Below are 18,924 nucleotides of genomic sequence, written 5' to 3'. Positions count from 1 at the left end.
GGCCACGGTTTTTCATTTGTAAGGAATAATCGTCATGTTCAACAAAGTGACTAAATCGTTCCAGTACGGCCAGCACACGGTCGTCCTGGAAACTGGCGAAATCGCTCGCCAGGCCTCCGGCGCCGTTGTGGTGTCGATCGAGGACACCGTCGTCCTGGCCACCGTCGTGGCTGCCAAGAAGGCCAAGCCGGGTCAGACGTTCTTCCCGCTGACCGTCGACTACATCGAAAAGACCTACGCCGCCGGCCGTATTCCGGGCGGGTTCTTCAAGCGCGAAGGCAAGCCCTCCGAAAAGGAAACGCTGACGTCGCGCCTGATCGACCGTCCGCTGCGTCCGCTGTTCCCTGAAGACTTCTACAACGAAGTCCAGGTGGTCCTGCACACGCTGTCGGTCAATCCTGAAATCGATCCCGACATCGCCGCCATGATCGGCGCCTCGGCCGCACTGGCCATCTCGGGCATCCCGTTCAATGGCCCGATCGGCGCCGCGCGCGTGGGTTACATCGATGGTCAATACACCATCAATCCGACCGCATCGGAACTGAAGTCCTCCAAGCTGAACCTGGTTGTCGCCGGTACGGAAAACGCCGTGCTGATGGTCGAATCGGAAGCTGACCAGCTGTCCGAAGAAGTCATGTTGGGCGGCGTGGTCTACGGCCACCAGCAAATGCAGACCGTCATCAACGCCATTCACGACCTCGTGAAGGATGCTGGCAAGCCCGATTGGGATTGGCAGGCTCCCGCCAAGGACGAGGCCCTGATCGCCGCGGTCACCGCCGCCGCCCAGGAAGGCCTGAACGCCGCCTACCAGATCCGCGAAAAGCAGGCCCGCACCGCCAAGCTGCGTGAAGTGTCGGCCGAGGTGTCGGCCAAGCTGGCTGCCGCCGCTGCCGAAAAGGGCGAATCGGCTCCCGACGCCGTCACGGTCGACAACATCATGTTCTCGCTGGAATCGGCCATCGTCCGTGGCCAGATCCTGAACGGCGAACCGCGCATCGACGGCCGCGACACCCGCACCGTCCGTCCGATCAGCGTGCGTCTGGGCGTGCTGCCCCGCGCGCACGGCAGCGCCCTGTTCACCCGTGGTGAAACCCAGGCGCTGGTCGTGGCCACGCTGGGCACCAAGCAAGACGAACAGATCATCGACGCGCTCATGGGCGAGTACCGTGACCGCTTCATGATGCACTACAACATGCCTCCGTTCGCCACCGGCGAAACCGGCCGCATTGGTGTGCCGAAGCGCCGCGAAATCGGCCACGGCCGTCTGGCCAAGCGCTCGCTGGTGCCGCTCCTGCCGGCTCCGGAAGACTTCCAGTACACGATCCGCCTCGTGTCGGAAATCACCGAATCCAACGGCTCCTCGTCGATGGCCTCGGTCTGCGGCGGCTCGCTCGCCATGATGGACGCTGGTGTGCCCATCAAGGATCACGTGGCCGGCGTGGCCATGGGCCTGATCCTGGACGGCGGCAAGTTTGCCGTGCTGACGGACATCCTGGGCGACGAAGATCACCTGGGCGACATGGACTTCAAGGTTGCGGGCACCGAAAACGGCGTTACCGCACTGCAGATGGACATCAAGATCCAGGGCATCACCAAGGAAATCATGCAGGTTGCGCTGGACCAGGCCCGCGAAGGCCGTCTGCACATCCTCGGCAAGATGAAGGACGCCCTGGACGGTTCGCGCGGCGAGCTGTCGGCGTTCGCGCCGCGCATGCTGACCATCAAGATCAACCCCGAGAAGATCCGTGACGTGATCGGCAAGGGCGGCGCCACCATCCGCGCGCTGACCGAAGAAACCGGCACGCAGATCGACATCTCCGACGACGGCACGATCGTGATCGCCAGCGTCGACGAAGCGCAGGCCAAGGAAGCCCAGCGCCGCATCGTCGAGCTGACCGCCGACGTCGAAGTGGGCCAGATCTACGAAGGCTCGGTCCTGCGTCTGCTGGACTTCGGCGCCATCGTGCAAGTGCTGCCGGGCCGCGACGGTCTGCTGCACATCTCCGAAATCGCCAACTACCGCATCGCGAACATCAACGATGTGCTGAAGGTCGGCCAGCAAGTCCGCGTCAAGGTCATCGAGGCCGACGACAAGGGCCGTCTGCGCCTGTCCATCAAGGCAATCGGTGGCATCGAGCAGCAGCAAGCCGCTGCCGCTCCCGAAGCTGCCCCCCAATCGGAACCGCAAGCTGAATAAGCCTGCAGCCTCCTGATTGAAAAGCGGCGCCTCATCCGAGGCGCCGTTTTTTTTGCCTGGCGCGGCTGAACGTGAGGGGGATGGGTCGCTGCTCCCCAGTTCGTCCGCCTTCCTGTAAAGTCTTGCGCGAGAGACGCGCCGCCGGGTGCAATGGCGCGCTTCACGCTTGATCGAAGGGGGCATACGGATGAACAAGGCATGACGGCGTGGCCGATAACCGCAGTCACCGCAGCGCTGTTGGCGGCGCTGTTGACCGGCTGCATGTCGCCCCCCGGGGCGGGCCAGCGTGGCCCCAAGGGCGAGGACATGACGGCGGACCAGTTCGCGCAGACGGACTTCAACCGGACGGTCACGCTCGAGGTACGCGACAACCTGACCAGCCTGTATTCGTTGCTGGACAAGCTGTACCGCCGCAATCCTCGGGAATGGCGCAAGACCGGTGCGCCGGACTTGGCGACGGCGGTGAACCGCGTCAAGCATTCCATCGAAGTCCGCGTGCCGCCGAGAGATCTGAGCGGGCTGCGCGACATCCAGATCCTAGCAGTTGCCCTGGATCCCAATTATCCGGGCGACCGGGTCGGCGCCTTCATCTACGGGCTTGCGGACACCATCATCGCCGCGCACAACGGCAAGACGCGTCTGTACGCGACAGACGCCCTGGACGGCCAGCGGGTCTACAATGCCGCACGGAACGTCGAGGCCGCGGCCTGGCTGCTGGCCACGCGCCGCAACAACCAGGGCGAATTGCTGTTGCTGGCCAACGAAATTTCCCCGACCGCCACGAATCTCAGCTTCGAGCGCGAGTTCGGCGCCATCATCGGCCGGCTGGACCTGATCGCCAACCTGCTCGGCGAGAACTCCCGGCGCATCGGCATCAACTACGCCCAGGGCCTTTTGCTGTTCAACTTCCTGCCTGTGCGTTAACCGGATTTCCATCGTGATCGATATCGCATCCATCCAGGCCGCCCGCGAAAAGCTGCGCGGCCAGGTCCTGAAGACCCCGTTCACCCTGTCCCGCACGCTGTCCGACATTTTCGGCGCCGAGATCTGGCTGAAATTCGAGAACCTGCAGTTCACCGCATCCTTCAAGGAGCGCGGGGCGCTGAACCGCATGCTCACGCTGTCGGACGAGGAGCGCGCCAAGGGCGTGATCGCGGTGTCGGCGGGCAACCACGCGCAAGGCGTGGCCTACCATGCCCAGCGCATGGGCGTGCCGGCGGTGATCGTCATGCCGCGCTTCACGCCGACGGTGAAGGTCGCCAACACGCGGCGCTTCGGCGCTGAAGTCGTTCTGGCAGGCGACACCTTTGACGATGCCAAGGCGCGCGGCTACGAGCTGGCTCGCGAACGCGGCCTCATCATGATCCACCCCTACGACGACGAAGCCGTCATGGCGGGGCAGGGGACCGTCGCGCTTGAAATGCTGGAAGACCAGCCCAAGCTGGACACCCTGGTCATCGCCATCGGCGGCGGCGGGCTAATCTCCGGCATCTCCACCGCCGCCAAGGCCGTGAACCCCGACATCGAGATCGTGGGCGTGCAGACCGAGCGCTTTCCGGCCATGTACGCGGCCGTCAAGGGCGTCACCATGCCGCCGGGGCAGTACACCATCGCCGAGGGCATCGCCGTCAAATCGCCAGGCGATCTGACGCTGGCGGTCGTGCAACGACTGGTCGACCGCATCGAACTGGTCAGCGAAGCGGACATCGAGCACGCCATCGTCGTGCTGCTGGAAATTGAAAAGACCGTCGTGGAAGGCGCCGGCGCCGCGGGCCTGGCCGCCTTGCTGCGCGCGCAGGAAGAGGGCAGCGACCGCTACAAGGGCAAGCGCATCGGGCTGGTGCTGACGGGCGGCAACATCGACCCGCTGATGCTGGGCGAGCTGATCGAGCGCGGCATGGTGCGGGCCGGGCGGCTGGCGCGGATCCGCGTCGACCTGCGTGACCTGCCCGGGGCGCTGGCCCATGCCACCAAACTGATTGCCGACGCGCAGGCCAACATTACAGAAGTGCACCACCAACGCGCGTTCACATCGCTGCCCGTGCGCAATGTCGAGGTGGATTTCGTGCTCCAGACGCGCGGTCCCGAGCACATCCAGGAAGTGATCGACATCCTGAACGCGGCCGGATTTGCCGCCAGCAACCACGACCACTGACCTGCCGGGCGGCATTAGGACGCCGCCAGATTCTTTCAATATCCTGTCAGAAAACTGTCGCTCCGGCCGAACTTCGGCCGGAGCGATTTTGCTTTGATGGTCGGATTGAAGGCGCCCCGAGCAGGCCCTGCATCTGCTGCTCTGAGGCTCGCCCGAGGGACGATTTGGAGCCGTCCTTCTCACAAAAAGTGCGTCCGCATATTTCTCCGCTGACCACCTTGTGATCGGACGTGGAACTTTTTGCGCGAGCCTCAACTTCCGCGAAAACACGGTTTTTAAAGGGAATTTCTGCGATTTCTGCAGCGTGTTCGCCTTTGTTTTGGACGAAATCTGTCCATTGAGTGGTCGCGGGATATCCCCAGGGAAGTCATGGTTCCTACCGATATGAGATATGTCGGCCCACGATTTAATATCCCGCGTTCATGTCGTTGCCGTCCTTTGGGGAGGCTGCGTTGAACGAGAAATGCTTGCGCCTGAAGTCATGTTTTTGGGGCCGCAGCAGATTAGGGAGAAAGCAGATTGATAAAAAACAGACAGGATTTCTGGTCTGGCGTCATGTTCATCGTGGTGGGGGGAGGCTTTGCGTTGCAGGCGACCCAATATTCCATGGGCAGCGCGGCGCGCATGGGCCCCGGTTACTTTCCGTTCTGGCTCGGCATCGTGCTGGCGCTGATGGGCGCGACGGTGCTGATGAGCGCCTTGTCCCCCCGCGCCGAGAAAACGACCATCGGCCGCTATGACTTCCGCATTCTTTTTCTCGTCGTCGGGTCCGTGTTCCTGTACGGCTTTTCCCTGCGTTATCTCGGCCTCTACCTCTCGGTGTTCCTGCTTGTCCTGATCAGCAGCGTCGCCAGCCACGAATTCAACTGGAAGGTTGCCGTCGCCAACGGCCTGTTCCTCGTGGCGTTCTCCTACCTCGCGTTCATTCGCGGGTTGGGCCTGATTTTTCCGCTGTGGCCCAGCGTGCTGACCAACTGAGGTACCGGACATGGAATTGCTTCAAAACCTGATGCTGGGCTTTTCGGTGGCTTTCACCCCCGAAAACCTGACTTATGCATTCATCGGCTGCCTGCTGGGCACGCTGGTCGGGGTGCTGCCGGGACTGGGTCCCGTGCCGACCATCGCCATGCTGCTGCCCATCACCTACGTGCTGCCGCCAACCGCCGGCCTCATCATGCTGGCTGGCATCTACTACGGCACGCAGTACGGCGGGTCGACGACAGCCATCCTGGTGAACCTGCCGGGCGAGACCTCGGCGGTGGTGACCGTGCTGGACGGGCACCAGATGGCGAGAAACGGACGGGCGGGCGCCGCACTGTCGCTGGCGGCCATCGGCTCGTTCTTCGCGGGCAGTGTCGCCACCGTGCTGATCGCCGCCTTCGCGCCGCCGCTGGCCGAAGTGGCATTCGCGTTCGGCCCGGCCGAATACTTCTCGCTGATGGCGCTGGGCCTGATCGGCGCCGTGGTGCTGGCGTCGGGCTCGCTGCCCAAGGCGATCTGCATGATCCTGCTCGGCCTGCTGCTGGGCATGGTGGGCACCGACGTGAACTCGGGCGTGGCGCGCTATGACTTCAGCATCCCCGAACTGCAGGACGGCATCGACTTTGCCATCGTCGCCATGGGCGTCTTCGGCCTGTCGGAAATCATGAGCAACCTGGAGCTCAAGGAGAACCGGGTCGAGATCACCGACAAGGTCGGTTCGCTGTATCCCAGCCGCCAGGAATTTCGCGAAGCCGCGCCCGCCATCGTGCGCGGCACGGCGCTGGGTTCGGCGCTGGGCATCCTGCCGGGTGGCGGTTCCGTGCTGTCGGCGTTTGCGTCCTACACGCTGGAAAAGAAGCTCTCGAAAGAGCCGCAGCGCTTCGGCAAGGGCCACCCCGCCGGGCTGGCCGGTCCCGAATCCGCCAACAACGCGGGCGCGCAGACCTCCTTCATTCCGCTGCTGACGCTGGGTATCCCGGGCAACGCGGTGATGGCGCTGATGGTGGGCGCGATGACCATCCACAATATCCAGCCGGGACCGCAAGTCATGTCCAGCCACCCCGAGCTGTTCTGGGGCCTGATCGCCTCGATGTGGATCGGCAACCTGATGCTCGTGGTGCTGAACCTGCCGCTGATCGGCATCTGGGTGAAGCTGCTGCGCGTCCCGTACCGCATGCTGTTCCCGGCGATCCTGGTCTTCTGCACGATCGGGGTGTATTCGTTGAACTACAACGCCTTCGACATCTTCATGTTCGCCATCTTCGGCATCATCGGCTACGTGTGGAGCAAGCTTGGCTGCGAAGGCGCGCCGCTCCTGCTTGGCCTGGTGCTGGGGCCCATGATGGAAGAGAACTTCCGCCGGGCACTCCTTCTGTCGCGCGGCGAGTTCTCCACCTTTGTCACGCGTCCGCTGTCGGCCACGCTGCTGGCGCTTGCCGCGATCCTGCTGGTGCTGGTTGCGATGCCCGCGCTGCGCAAGAAGCGCGAAGAGGCTTTCGTCGAGGTCGATTGACGTAACGGTAACGGTTGGCTCCGGGTCTGGTTCGGCGAAAGCCGGCCAGGCCCCTTTTTTCTTGGCGGCTTCTTATTGCCTGCCTTATTTCCGCCGGCTTATTGCCGCCGCTTTCATCGCCAAGCGGTCTATTGACGCGCCACCAGGTTCTTCAGACCGTACAGCCGTTCGCGATGCAGGGTCGCAGTCAGCGGCTCCGGCTCGCGGCCCAGCGCGACGTAGTCGGCGGGAATCTGCGCAATCGCGTCCTGCATGTTTTCAGACCCCGCGTGCCACCACTGCACCAGCATCCGGTCCGGGTTGTAGACGTCCAGCCCCTGGCGTCGCAGCTCGGATCGATTGAAATCCTTCAGGTTCCACGTCAGCACCTGCACGGTCGGCGTCTGAGGCAGCCCGCAGCGCGCGCGCCGCGCCAACCCGGCCGCAATCACGTGGAAATCCTTCGGATCGCTGTAGCGCAGCGACGCTTCATAGACCTGCGTGTCCGATTCCATGGCCGCCGGAAACCGCGCGTTCATGTCTGCCCAGAATTCCGCCATCACCTCCGGCGGAATGTCCCAGATGCGGCAGGCGTTGCGGCGCCATTCCTCGCCGATGCGTTCGGTCCATACGGGCTGGAACACGCCGGCCTCGGCCAGGCGCAGCAACAGGCGGCGCAGGATGCCGGACATAAGGACGCACGCGTCCAGGACGATGAACGGGGGAGAGGCGGGGAGGGAGGTCAAGATCGGTTCGGTCGCTGGCCCGGGCAACGCGCACGAATGGTGCGGCGATGGTCGCCGGGCGGGCGGGAAATATGAGGCGAGGCAGAAGAATAGTGGTTTTTTCTGTGGTCTGCCGAGCGGGTGATCTGTTCAGGAGGTCGTCCGGCACCAGAAGGTTTCGGTCGTCGGGACCCTGTTGGGTACCGCTGAGGAAAGGTCGGGCCATCGGGGTGGCCGTCAGCATGTCTGCCGGAAACGGAACCAGCATCTCGCGGCTGTGGGCGGCCGATGCGGTCAGCCAATCGCCATAGGCGCCTTCCGGCAGGATGACCACCATGCGCTTTTCCGTGTTGGGCTGGTGATAGCGGCTGAACAGGGGATCGTGGTCGGCGTTGATGGTGAGCATGGTGTAGCTCTCCTGCCATTGCCCCGCCGCATCGCGATAACGGTCCCACAAGCCCGCGATGCCCAATGGCTTGCCGTCGGCGCGGGTGAAACGGGTGGCCACGGCCTTGCCGGACGTCCAGTCCGGCTCGAAGATCGCGTCGGCGGGAATGATGCAGTGCTGCGCGCGGCGCCAGGCGTTGCCGAACGTGTACGAGCCCGCGGCGGTCTCCGCGCGGGCATTGAAGGTAGACAGCTTGCCTGCCCGTTCCAGGCCGCCTGAACGCGTCATGGCGCTGATCAGTCCCCAGCGGCCCGCCGCGGCCTCACGATCAGGAACGGCATCGTCGCCGGCGTCATGCTCAGGCGGACGCCGCACGAACACCCCTTCGTAGCGGGGCCACATGTCGTACTTGCCGATGGCGGCGGGTCTGGTGCGCACGCCGAATTTCTGCAGCAGCAGTTCGGCGTCCTTGAGCGTCTGGTAGTGCGAACACATGCACGGGCTCCCGGAATGACGGGGAGGCGCGGTGTGGCGCCTCCGGGGTATCCAAGCTTGCCGTGTGGGCGTGCGATTTGTCCAGCGTGAGGGGACTGCGAGAAGGCGTGGCGAGCAGGGCGCTCATGCGGCGCGGGGCGACAGATGCTGAAAAGGAAGCTCGAGAGCTTCCTTTTTTCATTATGCGGCGACCATCTTCTTGATCGGTGCCGGAGGTCCGGGTTCTTCCCGGGCGCCTTGTGTTATGCCGCTGCTACCGCTGGTGATGGCGCGCAAACCGGAGTCCGTGAGGGTGAGCTGTCGTACCGTGATCTTGGCATCCGGTTTCGAGATGACCGTTGCCTCTTTTACGAAAGTCCAACGTGAGCGCGGGGTGGCAGTTGTCATGTCAATACCTTTTCGTGACGAAATCGCTGATGGCTTCGCAGCCGGCGCCAACTATTTCCATTACATCGTCACGGGCGAACAATGCACGGTCACTTGAATCGAAGTAGATCACGCCCACTGCATGCTGTCGAGAAGCGTCCAGGACAGGAATGGCTAATGCGGAATATCGCCCCGGCGTGAGTCTGCGAGCTTGTGCCGTAGTGTACCCCCAGGCATCAACGAGCTCATCTCTCAATTGTTCGTCCGTCGCGGTTTCGCTCGACATATCAAATGGGGTCTTATTGCGGATGGCTTTGCCGGTGATGCCCGCGTTCACCGGAAACGTTCGGCCAACCCCTTCGCCGCTTCCGCCTGCATAGTTGATGATCTGCTCGATCTCAGTCGGATCGTTGACAGGTGGGACGACTCGATGAAAGGTTGCCCGCAAGTCCGACCCGCATTCTCGGGTGGCGCATTGCTTGGCGAGCATATGGTGTACGGTGGACACCGCAGCATACAGCCCTTCGTGGACGGCGGCGGGGCTGTCTTTGGTATCCTCCCCTCGAGCTACGCTGACGCGAACCATGAGGGCGGCAATAAGCCAAACGAACGCAAGAGCGGCGCAACCGAAAAGGAAGTAATCAGGCTTTGGCTCATGCCACAGCTTTATCGCCGCAATGCCGGCCGCGAATATAGGCGGCACGTTATACAGGAGTTCACGCGGCCAGCGCTTCTCGAGCAGCCGTCGCTTTTTGGCGCCGGGGATTTCTTTCAGGCGCATAGGGTTCCCTCCTGTTCGGACCCGTCGGGTGGCAGGTGACCGATTCTGCGAGGTAAGTCTAGCTTGGCTGTTATCGCGGTAGCCAAGGCTCAACAAAAATCAGACAGAGTCGCGCATAACGCTTGCCGAGCATTGGTGCCAGTGGGCATGCGAAACAATCATGAACAGTTTCGGGAGGCGCGTGGCGTTGCGGCCCCTGACGGGCACAGCGAACGCCAAGGAAGGCGGCGCAGAAATGGCGTCCTGCCTTGGATCGTGATGCAGAGGGGTGGTGCCCGAGACCGGAATCGAACCGGTACGGCCGCGAGGCCGAGGGATTTTCTTACCACTTCGGCTTTCGCCGCCAGCACAGGCTTGCTGTTCGTGGTCTGGAGCACGCCTTCACCATAGCCCTTTCGGCCTTAGGTGCCCGCCGTCTGCTCTCTACACCTTCCCCGATATGTCATCGGGGCTTGGCTCGGCGTTAGCGCGGAACGGGTCCAGGGCCTTCGCCGAGTTTGACGGGCTTCACCTTTGGAGTTTCCTCCAGAGGGCTCAAATTTGTTCAAGTCCCTTGTGTCTACCAATTTCACCACTCGGGCGATGCGCGTCCCGCGAGGGGCCGGCAGCGGGCGAGACTATACCACCTTGGCAGCGGGGATATTGGCGGCGCGCGCTGGTGACGGGTAATCGCGACAGGAACTGGACCGGCGGGCGGGTAAACCCCGATCCCTGCGCGGCGGGACTACGGACGACACTTTGCGCCATGAAGCCCAGCCCGCCCGCCCTGCCGTCCCGCGACATCGACCCCGTTTCCCTGCGCCTGTTCCTGGCCGCGCTGGAGGAAGGCAGCCTTGCGCGCGCCGCCGCCCGCGAGAACATCGTGCCGTCGGCCGTCAGCAAGCGCATGTCGGAAATGGAAGACGCGTTTGGCGTGCCGCTGCTCGAGCGCGGCGTGAAGGGCGTGCAGCCGACGCCGGCCGGCGATGCGCTGGCCGCGCACGTGCGCCGCGTGCTGGAGGATATGGACCGCATGCACCGCGACATGGCGGGATTTGCAACCGGGATACGCGGGCATATCCGGCTGGCCGTCAGTTTTGCCGCCTTGTCGGGCGACCTGCCGGCGCAGATCCAGTCCTTCCGGCGCGCGAATCCGCAAATCGATATCTCGCTGGAAGAGGACACCACGCAGACGGCGTTTCGCGCCGTGCTGGAAGGGCGGGCGGACGTGGCGGCCGGTTCCGACTTCGGACACGAAGGCCTGCAGGTGTTTCCCTTTGGCCATTGCGAACTGGCGGCGGTGGTGCCGGGCCGGCATCTGCTGGCTGACCGCGAGACGCTCGGTTATGCACAGCTGCTGCCGTTCGAGCAGATCGAGCTGAACCGCGATAACGGCATCAGCAGCGTATTCGATCAGGCGGCGCGCGAGGCGGGTATGACGCGCCGCATCAGCGCGCGTGTCAGTTCGCACGAGACCATTTGTCTGCTGGTGTCGCGCGGCATGGGCGTGGCGGTGGTGCCGCATTATCTGAAGCCGCGACTGGCGCACCTGGACATTCGCTTCATTCCGCTGGAAGGGCCTTGGTCCAGCACGCCGCTGTGCATTGCGGTGCGGGATCCGGAAGCGCTGTCGCCGGCTGCGCGTGCGCTGCTCGCGCATCTGGGCGTGCTGGGGGATTGACGCCCTCAGGGCTAACCCGGACGTTCCGAAACGAGAATGCCCCCGTGCTGAAAGACCGCTACCCGCCGGTGCCGCCCGCCCGCGATGATGCAGACATGCCGGCGCGGCGCGGACAAGTTTCCGAGGCTGACGCCGCGCTCCCATTGAACAGGCTGGCAAGAGGAACCGCAGATGACAGCAGCACCGGCTTCACCCTTCATGGACAGCACCGAACTGCCGCTGCGCGGCATCAAGGTCCTGGAACTGTCTCACATGATCATGGGGCCGGCCGCCGGCCTGTCGCTGGCGGACCTGGGCGCGGACGTCATCAAGGTCGAACCGATCGACGGCGACCGCACGCGGCGCTTGAAGGGATCCGGCAGCGGCTACTTTCCGGTCTTCAACCGCAATAAGCAGAGTCTTGCGATCGACCTGAAGTCGCCGGAAGGCCAGGAGGTCGTGCGCAAGCTGGCGCTGCAGACCGACATGATCGTGGAGAACTTCCGCGATGGCAGCCTGGCGCAGTACGGACTCGATTACGAATCGCTGTCGGCTGAGAACCCGGGGCTGATCTATGTGTCGCTCAAGGGCTTTCTGTCCGGTCCCTACAAGCACCGCACCGCGCTGGACGAGGTGGTGCAGATGATGGGCGGGCTGGCCTACATCAACGGCGGCGCGGACACGCCGCAGCGGGTGGCGGCGTCGGTCAACGACATCCTGGGCGGCACGTTCGGCGTGGTGGGCGCGTTGGCCGCGCTGCACGACCGCCACGCCACCGGCCGCGGGCGCCATGTGCGGTCCGGCCTCTTTGAAAACAATCTGCTGCTGGTTGCACAGTTCATCGCGCAGTTCCAATTGACGGGCACGGCACCCAAGCCGATGGGCGCCGAGCGCAAGCCGCCATGGGGCGTGTACGACGTCTTCGAAACCGCCGATGGTCGCGTGTTCGTCGCGGTGGTGGGCGATGCGCAATGGCGCAACTTCGCGCAGAAATTCCTGCCGCCCGAATGGGCCGCGGATCCGCGCCTGGCGACCGCCATCGACCGCGAGGCCGCACGGTCGTGGCTGGTGCCGGGCGTCGGTGAAATCCTGAAAACCTGGAAAACCGACGAACTGTGCGCCGCGCTGGAGGAAGCCAATCTGTCGTATGGCCCGATCCGCCAGCCGCACGATCTGCTTGATGATGCGCATCTGAACGCGGGCGGCGCGCTGCTGCCGACCCGGCTGCCGGACGGCGGCGAGATCTCGGCCGCCGCGCTGCCCATCGAGTTCGATGGCCGCAAGGCGGGCAAGCGGTTCGATCCGCCCACCCAAGGCGCGCAGACGCACGCCATTCTTCAAGGCCTGGGCCTGGATGCCGCGCGCATCGACGCCTTGCGCACGGCGGGAGTGATTGCATGACGCCAGGGCGTTAGCGCCCGATTTCTGTCGAGGCGGCGTCAGACCGCCAAGACATCCATCAAAGAGGAGACACCCATGATCCGCAAACTCGTTGCGCTGGCTGCACTGGCCGTCGCATGTACCGCCACTGCGCAGGACTATCCGAACAAACCCATCCGCATCATCATCCCGTCCACGCCGGGCGGCGGCACCGACTACATCGGCCGCCTGATGAGCACCAAGCTGCACGAGCTGAACGGCTGGGCGGTCGTGCCCGAGAACAAGCCCGGCGCCGGCACCGCGCTGGGCTTGGCCGAAGCGGCGCGCTCGCCCGCGCAGGGCTATGACCTGGTGATCGGCCAGTCCGACAACGTCACGCTGATTCCGCTGCTGATGAAAGTGGCCTACGACCCGGTCAAGGATCTGACGCCGGTAGCGCTGGTGGCCACGACGCCGATGGTGCTGCTGGTGGCGGAGGCCTCGCCCTACAAGACGCTGCCTCAGGTGATCGAAGCGGCCAAGAAGGCGCCCAACCAGATTTCGTACGGCACGTCGGGCACCGGCGGGGGCGTGCACATCGCAATGGAAATGCTGCAGCACGAAGCCGGCTTCAAGATGCAGCACGTGCCGTACAAGGGTTCCGCGCCGGCGCTGGCCGACCTGATGGGCGGGCATCTGCAGTTCGCGGGCTCGTCGATCTCGTCGGCGGCCACGCTGATCAAGTCGGGCAAGGTGCGCGCGCTGGCGGTGACCTCGCCCAAGCGCAACCCGGCCTTGCCGGACGTGCCGACCGTGGCGGAGCTGGGATACAAGGACTTCAGCGTGGTGACCTACTACGGCGTGCTGGCCCCGGCCAAGACGCCCGACGCCATCGTGACGCGGCTGAACAGCGACTTCAACAAGCTGCTGGCGCGCCAGGATGTGAAGGACGCGCTGGCGGCGCAGGGACTCGAGACCGACCCTGTATCCAGCGCACAGTTTGCCGCGCTGATCCAGTCGGACATCGGCAAGGCGCAGCAGACCATCAAGAGCGCCGGCATCGTCATTCAGCAATAAGACACGGGAACGCACATGAACCAGGAAGTCAGGCTTTGCGAGGTCGGGCCGCGCGACGGGTTGCAGATGGCCAAGGGCATGATGCCGGGCGCCGACAAGCTGCGCTGGATCCGGCAACTGGCCGATGCCGGGCTGCGCGAGATCGAAGTGGGCAGTTTCGTGTCGCCGCGACTCGTGCCGCAGATGGCGGACACGGGCGACATCCTGCCCGAAGTGCTGAAGATCGACGGGCTGACCGTGTGCGCGCTGGCGTGCAATCTGAAGGGCGCCATCGCCGCCTACGAGGCCGGTGCGCACGTGCTGGCGTTTCCCGTGTCGGTCAGCGACACGCACAGCCGCGCCAATGTGGGCAAGGGCACCGACGCGCAGGTCGACATGCTGGCCGCCATCGTCGACTGGGTGCGTTCGCAGGCGCGGCCGATGCGTATCGACGCCGCCGTCGCCACCGCGTTCGGGTGTTCGATGGAAGGCGAGGTGCCGGTGCGGCGGGTGGCCGAGGTCGCGGCCGCGGTGGCGCGCGTGGGCGCCGATGAAATCGCGCTGGCCGATACCGTGGGCTATGCGCACCCCGGGCGCGTGCGCGAGGCGGTGCGTGCCGCGCAAGACGCCGTGGGCGCGCGGCTGACCAAGCTGCATCTGCACGACACGATGGGGTTGGGCCTGGCGAATGCGCTGGCCGGGTTGGACGAAGGCATCCGCGCCTTCGATTCCTGCCTGGGCGGGCTGGGCGGTTGCCCGTTTGCGCCGGGGGCGTCGGGCAACATCGTCACCGAAGATCTGGTGTTCATGCTGGAAAGCATGGGGTACCGCACGGGCGTTGACCTGACCCGCTTGCTGGCGGCGCGGCCCCTGCTGGCAGAATCATTGCCGCAGGAAAGCCTGCGCAGCGGCGTGGCCGCCGCCGGCATTCCCGGCACCTACGCGGCCACCGCTTAGGTCAGCGATACACCAGGACGGGCAGGGTGGTGTGCGCCAGCACCTTCTGCGTCTGGCTGCCCAGCAGCAGCGCGGCCATGCCCCCACGGCCGTGCGAAGACATGGCAATCAGGTCGCAGTTGCGCGTCATGGCCACGTCGACGATCACCTGATAAGGCGAGTCGCTCTCGCGCATTTCCGTGACGCAGGCCACGCTGGCGGTGCTGGCCTTGCCGGCGGCTTCGGACAGATACGAGCTGGCCAGCTCGCGCGCCTGGTTTTCGTAGATGCCGCGCATGCCTTCAAGCTGCACGGATTCCATGGAGGGCATCTCGAACGGGCTGTATACGGTCAGGACCGTGACGCTGGCGTCCAACGCACGCGCAAGCGCAAGGGCTTGTTCCAGGCCGGAATTGGCCAGGCTGGATCCGTCGATGGGGATGAGTATGTGCTTGTACATGGCAACCTCCAGAGGGAATCTGCGTCCATGGTACGCCCGTTGGGGTCGGCCCGTTTGGGTCGGCCCGTTTGGGACGGCCCGTGGAGGACGGCCCGTGGAGGACGGCCCGTGGAGGACGGCCCGTGCGTGGAGGACGGCCCATTTGGGACGGTTGCCTCTGAATCTGGCGGAAGCGGTGAGATTCGAACTCACGAACGGTTGCCCGTTGCCGGTTTTCAAGACCGGTGCAATCGACCACTCTGCCACGCTTCCGGGGTGTTGCCAGTACTGCCGGCGATTTTGCCTGCCGGATTGCCCGCAGTGCCGCCAGTCTATTGCGGCCGCCAGGCAAACATTCTGCCCGAACGGAATCACGATATGCCGCAAAGGGCGCAATAATAATCCATTTGCTGCAAAGGAGGCACGCGATGCACGCTGTTGAAATCACCCGCCCCGGTGGCCCCGAAGTCCTCGTCCCCGTGGAGCGCCCCACGCCCGAGGCCGGCGCCGGCGAAGTTCTGATCAAAGTGACCGCTGCGGGCATCAACCGCCCCGACGTGTTCCAGCGCAAGGGCAACTACGCCCCGCCGCGCGGCGCGTCCGACCTGCCGGGTTTGGAAGTGGCCGGTGAAATCGTCGGCGGCGACGTGGCCGGCAGCGGCTTTGCCGTGGGCGACAAGGTCTGCGCCCTGGTCGCGGGCGGCGGCTATGCCGAATACTGCGTCGCGCCTGTGGCGCAATGCCTGCCGATTCCCAAAGGCCTGTCCGACATCGAGGCCGCCGGCCTGCCGGAAACCTATTTCACCGTGTGGAGCAACGTGTTCGACCGCGGCCGCCTGTCCGAAGGCGAGGCGCTGCTGGTCCATGGCGGCGCCAGCGGCATCGGCACCACGGCCATCCAGTTGGCCCGTGCGATGGGTCACAAGGTCTACGCGACGGTCGGTAGCGACGATCGCGCCCGTGCCGTCGAGGCGCTGGGCGCCGACAAGGGCATCAACTACAAGACGCAGGACTTCGTGAAGGAAGTGCTGGACGCCACCGGCGGACGCGGCGTCGACGTGATCCTGGACATGGTGGCCGGCGATTACATCGCCCGGGACATGCAGTGCCTGGCCGATGACGGCCGTATCGTCATCATCGCGCAGCTTGGCGGCTCGCACGCCAATGTGGATACCGCCCAGGTCATGCGCCGTCGCCTGACCATCACCGGTTCCACCCTGCGGCCCCGTCCGGTCGCCTTCAAGGGCGCCATCGCCCGCGCTCTGCGCGAGCAGGCCTGGCCGCTGCTGGAAAAAGGGGCCATCAAGCCCATCGTCCACGCCACGTTCCCGCTGGCCGAGGCCTCCAAGGCGCACGCCATGATGGAAGGCGGGGAAAACATCGGCAAAATCATCCTGACCATGTAAGAAACGCGCGGCGTTCGGCGTATCGCCGCGCAACAGGATACAATCTCGGGTTTCGCCTGGAATTTTTTCCAGGCAGGCCCGTGGGCGGTTGCTGCACAAGTCCCCTGTATCAGGACCTGCAGGCTCACCCCCTCACTCCCAATCGTCAGACAAATTCGCCATGACTTCAGTCGAAAACCGCGCCCGCCTCGTGCTGGGCAACTGGAAGATGCACGGCAACCTTGCCGAGAACGCCGCGTTGCTGACCGAGCTTCGTGCCGCGGATGCGGCGGGCCACTGCGAAATCGGCATCTGTGTTCCGTTTCCCTACCTGGCGCAGGCTGCATCGGCCCTGACCGGCAGCAGCGTGTCCTGGGGCGCGCAAGACGTCAGCGCGCACGACAAGGGCGCGTACACGGGTGAAGTTTCCGGTTCGATGCTGAAGGAATTCGGTTGCCGCTGGGCGCTGGCCGGCCACTCCGAGCGCCGCGTCCTGCACGGCGAAACCGACGAGATCGTGGCCGCCAAGGCCCAGGCCGCGCTGGCCGCCGGCCTGACCCCCGTGGTCTGCGTCGGGGAATCCCTGGCCGACCGCGAAGCCGGCAACACGCTGGCCGTGATCGAACGGCAGCTCAAGCCCGTGCTGGCGTTGGGCGCCGATGCGGTTTCCCGCATGGTTCTCGCCTATGAGCCCGTCTGGGCCATCGGCACGGGCCGCACCGCCTCGCCGGAGCAAGCCCAGGAAGTCCACGGCGCCATCCGCGCCGCCCTGCGCGCGCTCGGCGCCGCGCAAGTTCAGGTGCTGTACGGCGGCAGCGTCAAAGCCGCCAACGCCTCCAGTTTGTTCGCCATGACTGATATCGACGGAGCCCTGGTCGGCGGCGCGTCGCTCGTGGCCGAAGAGTTTTTGCGAATTGCCGCCATCTAAGTTTCCGTTCCGGAGTCTGTAATGCCCCTGATGCTCAAAATTCTGCTGGCCGTCCAAGTGATCTCGGCGCTGGCTATCATCGTCCTGGTCCTGCTTCAGCAGGGCAAAGGCGCCGACATGGGCTCCGCTTTCGGTAGCGGCTCGTCGGGCAGCCTGTTCGGCGCCACCGGTGCGGCCAACTTCCTGTCGCGCGCCACCAAGTGGGCCGCGGTCGTGTTCTTTGCCTCCACCGCTGGTCTGGCCTACTTCAGCCACAAGGGCACCGCTGGCCCCGCCGTGGATTCCGGCGTGATGCAAAGCTTCCCGGCCGACCGTTCGGTCCCGCAAGCGCCGGGTTCCTCGGTGCCGTCCACGCCGGGCGCCTCGTCCGTCCCGGGTGCATCGTCCGTGCCCGCCACGCCGGCGCCCGCCCAGCCCGACACCTCCGTGCCGACGGCTCCGGCTGCCCCGGCCGCCCCGGCTGGCGACAAGCCGGCGGCCGCGCCCGCCGCCCCGGCAAAGTAAGGCACAGCAGCAGAAAGGCCGGCGTAAGCCGGCTTTTTTTATGCTTGCCGCATTGAAGCGACCTGCCTGGAAAAGCCATGGAAAAGCGATTGATGCCGTCGATGATGGCGCTGCAGTGTTTCGAGGCGGTGGCGCGGCACATGAGCTTCACGCGCGCGGCCGAGGAACTGCACATGACGCAGAGCGCGATCAGCAAGCAGATCGCGCAACTGGAGGCCCTGCTGCGCAACCCGCTGTTCCTGCGCGTGCGCCGCCGGCTGCAACTGACGCCCGCGGGCGCGCTGTACCAGTCCGAGGTCAGGGCAATTCTGAATCAGATCGACGTGGCTTCGCGCGACATTCTGACCTATGGCAGCGAGACTCAGGTGCTCACCATCGGCACCCAGCCCACCTTCGGGTCTCGCTGGCTGATCCCGCGGCTGCAGCGCTTCATGGCTGCGCATCCGGAAATCCAGTTGAAGGTGCGCAGCGAAACCCATCCGTTCGATCTGATGCAGGCCAAGATCGACATATCGCTTTTCTTCGGCCATGGCGCGCTGCCCGGCGCGCAGTGCGTGGAACTCTTCGAGGCTGACGTCGTGCCGGTGTGCTCGCCCGCCATCCTGCACGGCGGCAAGCTGGCCAGCCTTGCCGACCTGAGCCGGCAGACGCTGATCCAGTGCGCCTCCCGCCCGGAGGCCTGGCACGACTACTTTTCCCATCAGCAATTCCAGTCCGACCGCAGCTATCTCGGACCGCGCTTTGACACCTTCTACATGTGCGTGCGCGCGGCCGAGGGGGGTTGCGGCATCGCGCTCACGCCGCGCCTTCTGGCCGAAGAAGAATTGCAGGCCGGCAAGCTGGTCGTTCCCTGGGATTACGTGCAGCCCAGCGATGGCGCGTACTTCGTGGCGTATTCCGAGCACTCGGCCGAGGTGCCGAAGATCAAGCAGTTCGTGGCATGGGTGCGGGACGAAGCCCGCCAGCCGGACGGCCGGGGCGCGCCGCGCGCCCGGTCCATGAAAAAACGGACTGATTAGGCCGAATTTTTTCATTTGATCGGCGCGGGGCGGCGTGATTACATGCGGGCCATCCTTTTCCACCGATGTGCCGAGCCCG

17 protein-coding genes, 1 tRNA gene and 1 pseudogene are annotated in these 18,924 nt (G+C 64.9%); 13 read left to right on the top strand and 6 right to left on the bottom strand.

The window, feature by feature from the left end; genetic code table 11:
* The first annotated feature begins 34 nt into the window (after positions 1–34).
* The 5 genes from pnp (at position 35) to B2W22_RS01585 (ending at position 6,846) form a co-directional block, all read left to right on the top strand.
* Positions 35–2,197 (top strand): polyribonucleotide nucleotidyltransferase, encoded by a 2,163-nt coding sequence (gene pnp / locus B2W22_RS01605; protein ID WP_175137241.1) that lies wholly within the window; start codon positions 35–37, stop codon positions 2,195–2,197.
* 198 nt (positions 2,198–2,395) lie between these two features.
* On the top strand, positions 2,396–3,121 hold the full coding sequence (locus B2W22_RS01600) for a hypothetical protein (protein WP_175123107.1): 726 nt from the start codon (positions 2,396–2,398) through the stop codon (positions 3,119–3,121).
* A gap of 13 nt (positions 3,122–3,134) precedes the next feature.
* On the top strand, positions 3,135–4,352 hold the full coding sequence (locus B2W22_RS01595; RefSeq protein WP_175137242.1) for a threonine ammonia-lyase: 1,218 nt from the start codon (positions 3,135–3,137) through the stop codon (positions 4,350–4,352).
* Between the two features lie 555 nt (positions 4,353–4,907).
* Positions 4,908–5,330: a tripartite tricarboxylate transporter TctB family protein gene (locus tag B2W22_RS01590; RefSeq protein WP_175184167.1), complete on the top strand. Its 423-nt coding sequence runs from the start codon at positions 4,908–4,910 to the stop codon at positions 5,328–5,330.
* A gap of 10 nt (positions 5,331–5,340) precedes the next feature.
* The gene (locus B2W22_RS01585; RefSeq protein WP_175137244.1) at positions 5,341–6,846 is read left to right on the top strand and encodes a tripartite tricarboxylate transporter permease; all 1,506 of its coding nucleotides are present in this window, start codon (positions 5,341–5,343) and stop codon (positions 6,844–6,846) included.
* Positions 6,847–6,974: 128 nt separating this feature from the next.
* Here B2W22_RS01585 and B2W22_RS01580 read toward each other — a convergent pair whose 3' ends face one another.
* The 4 genes and pseudogenes from B2W22_RS01580 to B2W22_RS01565 all read right to left on the bottom strand — a co-directional run bounded on the left by B2W22_RS01580 (position 6,975) and on the right by B2W22_RS01565 (position 9,580).
* Positions 6,975–7,517 (bottom strand): PIN domain-containing protein, encoded by a 543-nt coding sequence (locus tag B2W22_RS01580; RefSeq protein ID WP_239216225.1) that lies wholly within the window; start codon positions 7,515–7,517, stop codon positions 6,975–6,977.
* A 256-nt stretch (positions 7,518–7,773) separates the two neighbouring features.
* A pseudogene (locus tag B2W22_RS01575) lies at positions 7,774–8,433 on the bottom strand (SOS response-associated peptidase); the annotation flags it as partial.
* A 180-nt stretch (positions 8,434–8,613) separates the two neighbouring features.
* Complete coding sequence (locus B2W22_RS01570) at positions 8,614–8,820, bottom strand: sulfatase (RefSeq protein WP_286935996.1); 207 nt, start codon at positions 8,818–8,820, stop codon at positions 8,614–8,616.
* 1 nt (position 8,821) lies between these two features.
* Positions 8,822–9,580 carry a GAF domain-containing protein gene (locus B2W22_RS01565; protein ID WP_175123101.1) on the bottom strand — a complete coding sequence of 253 codons (759 nt, stop codon included), beginning with the start codon at positions 9,578–9,580 and terminating at the stop codon, positions 8,822–8,824.
* A gap of 745 nt (positions 9,581–10,325) precedes the next feature.
* Here B2W22_RS01565 and B2W22_RS01560 point away from each other — a divergent pair.
* The 4 genes from B2W22_RS01560 (at position 10,326) to B2W22_RS01545 (ending at position 14,591) form a co-directional block, all read left to right on the top strand.
* Positions 10,326–11,240: a LysR family transcriptional regulator gene (locus B2W22_RS01560; protein ID WP_286935995.1), complete on the top strand. Its 915-nt coding sequence runs from the start codon at positions 10,326–10,328 to the stop codon at positions 11,238–11,240.
* Positions 11,241–11,411: 171 nt separating this feature from the next.
* Positions 11,412–12,620, top strand: coding sequence for a CaiB/BaiF CoA transferase family protein (locus B2W22_RS01555; protein WP_175123099.1), 1,209 nt, complete (start codon positions 11,412–11,414; stop codon positions 12,618–12,620).
* 75 nt (positions 12,621–12,695) lie between these two features.
* Complete coding sequence (locus B2W22_RS01550; RefSeq protein ID WP_175123098.1) at positions 12,696–13,655, top strand: Bug family tripartite tricarboxylate transporter substrate binding protein; 960 nt, start codon at positions 12,696–12,698, stop codon at positions 13,653–13,655.
* Positions 13,656–13,670: 15 nt separating this feature from the next.
* On the top strand, positions 13,671–14,591 hold the full coding sequence (locus B2W22_RS01545) for a hydroxymethylglutaryl-CoA lyase (protein ID WP_286935994.1): 921 nt from the start codon (positions 13,671–13,673) through the stop codon (positions 14,589–14,591).
* Position 14,592: 1 nt separating this feature from the next.
* On the opposite strand, the gene B2W22_RS01540 is transcribed toward B2W22_RS01545, so the two are convergent.
* A complete protein-coding gene (locus B2W22_RS01540) occupies positions 14,593–15,030 on the bottom strand; it encodes a universal stress protein (protein ID WP_286935993.1) in 438 nt (145 codons plus the stop codon).
* A gap of 164 nt (positions 15,031–15,194) precedes the next feature.
* Positions 15,195–15,282, bottom strand: a tRNA-Ser gene (locus B2W22_RS01535).
* A 155-nt stretch (positions 15,283–15,437) separates the two neighbouring features.
* Between B2W22_RS01535 and B2W22_RS01530 the strand changes: the two genes are divergently transcribed.
* The 4 genes from B2W22_RS01530 (at position 15,438) to B2W22_RS01515 (ending at position 18,845) form a co-directional block, all read left to right on the top strand.
* Positions 15,438–16,415 (top strand): NAD(P)H-quinone oxidoreductase, encoded by a 978-nt coding sequence (locus tag B2W22_RS01530; protein ID WP_175123095.1) that lies wholly within the window; start codon positions 15,438–15,440, stop codon positions 16,413–16,415.
* A gap of 160 nt (positions 16,416–16,575) precedes the next feature.
* On the top strand, positions 16,576–17,322 hold the full coding sequence (gene tpiA, locus B2W22_RS01525; RefSeq protein WP_056321524.1) for a triose-phosphate isomerase: 747 nt from the start codon (positions 16,576–16,578) through the stop codon (positions 17,320–17,322).
* 21 nt (positions 17,323–17,343) lie between these two features.
* Positions 17,344–17,826, top strand: a complete 483-nt coding sequence (gene secG, locus B2W22_RS01520; protein WP_286935991.1) for a preprotein translocase subunit SecG — start codon at positions 17,344–17,346, stop codon at positions 17,824–17,826.
* A gap of 77 nt (positions 17,827–17,903) precedes the next feature.
* Positions 17,904–18,845 (top strand): LysR substrate-binding domain-containing protein, encoded by a 942-nt coding sequence (locus B2W22_RS01515; RefSeq protein ID WP_175123093.1) that lies wholly within the window; start codon positions 17,904–17,906, stop codon positions 18,843–18,845.
* Positions 18,846–18,924: the final 79 nt, after the last annotated feature.

The sequence above is a fragment of the Achromobacter sp. UBA4530 genome (assembly GCF_002388205.1).
In the GTDB taxonomy this organism is placed as follows: Bacteria; Pseudomonadota; Gammaproteobacteria; order Burkholderiales; family Burkholderiaceae_B; genus Achromobacter; species Achromobacter animicus.
This window is presented reverse-complemented; position numbering and strand designations above follow the sequence as displayed.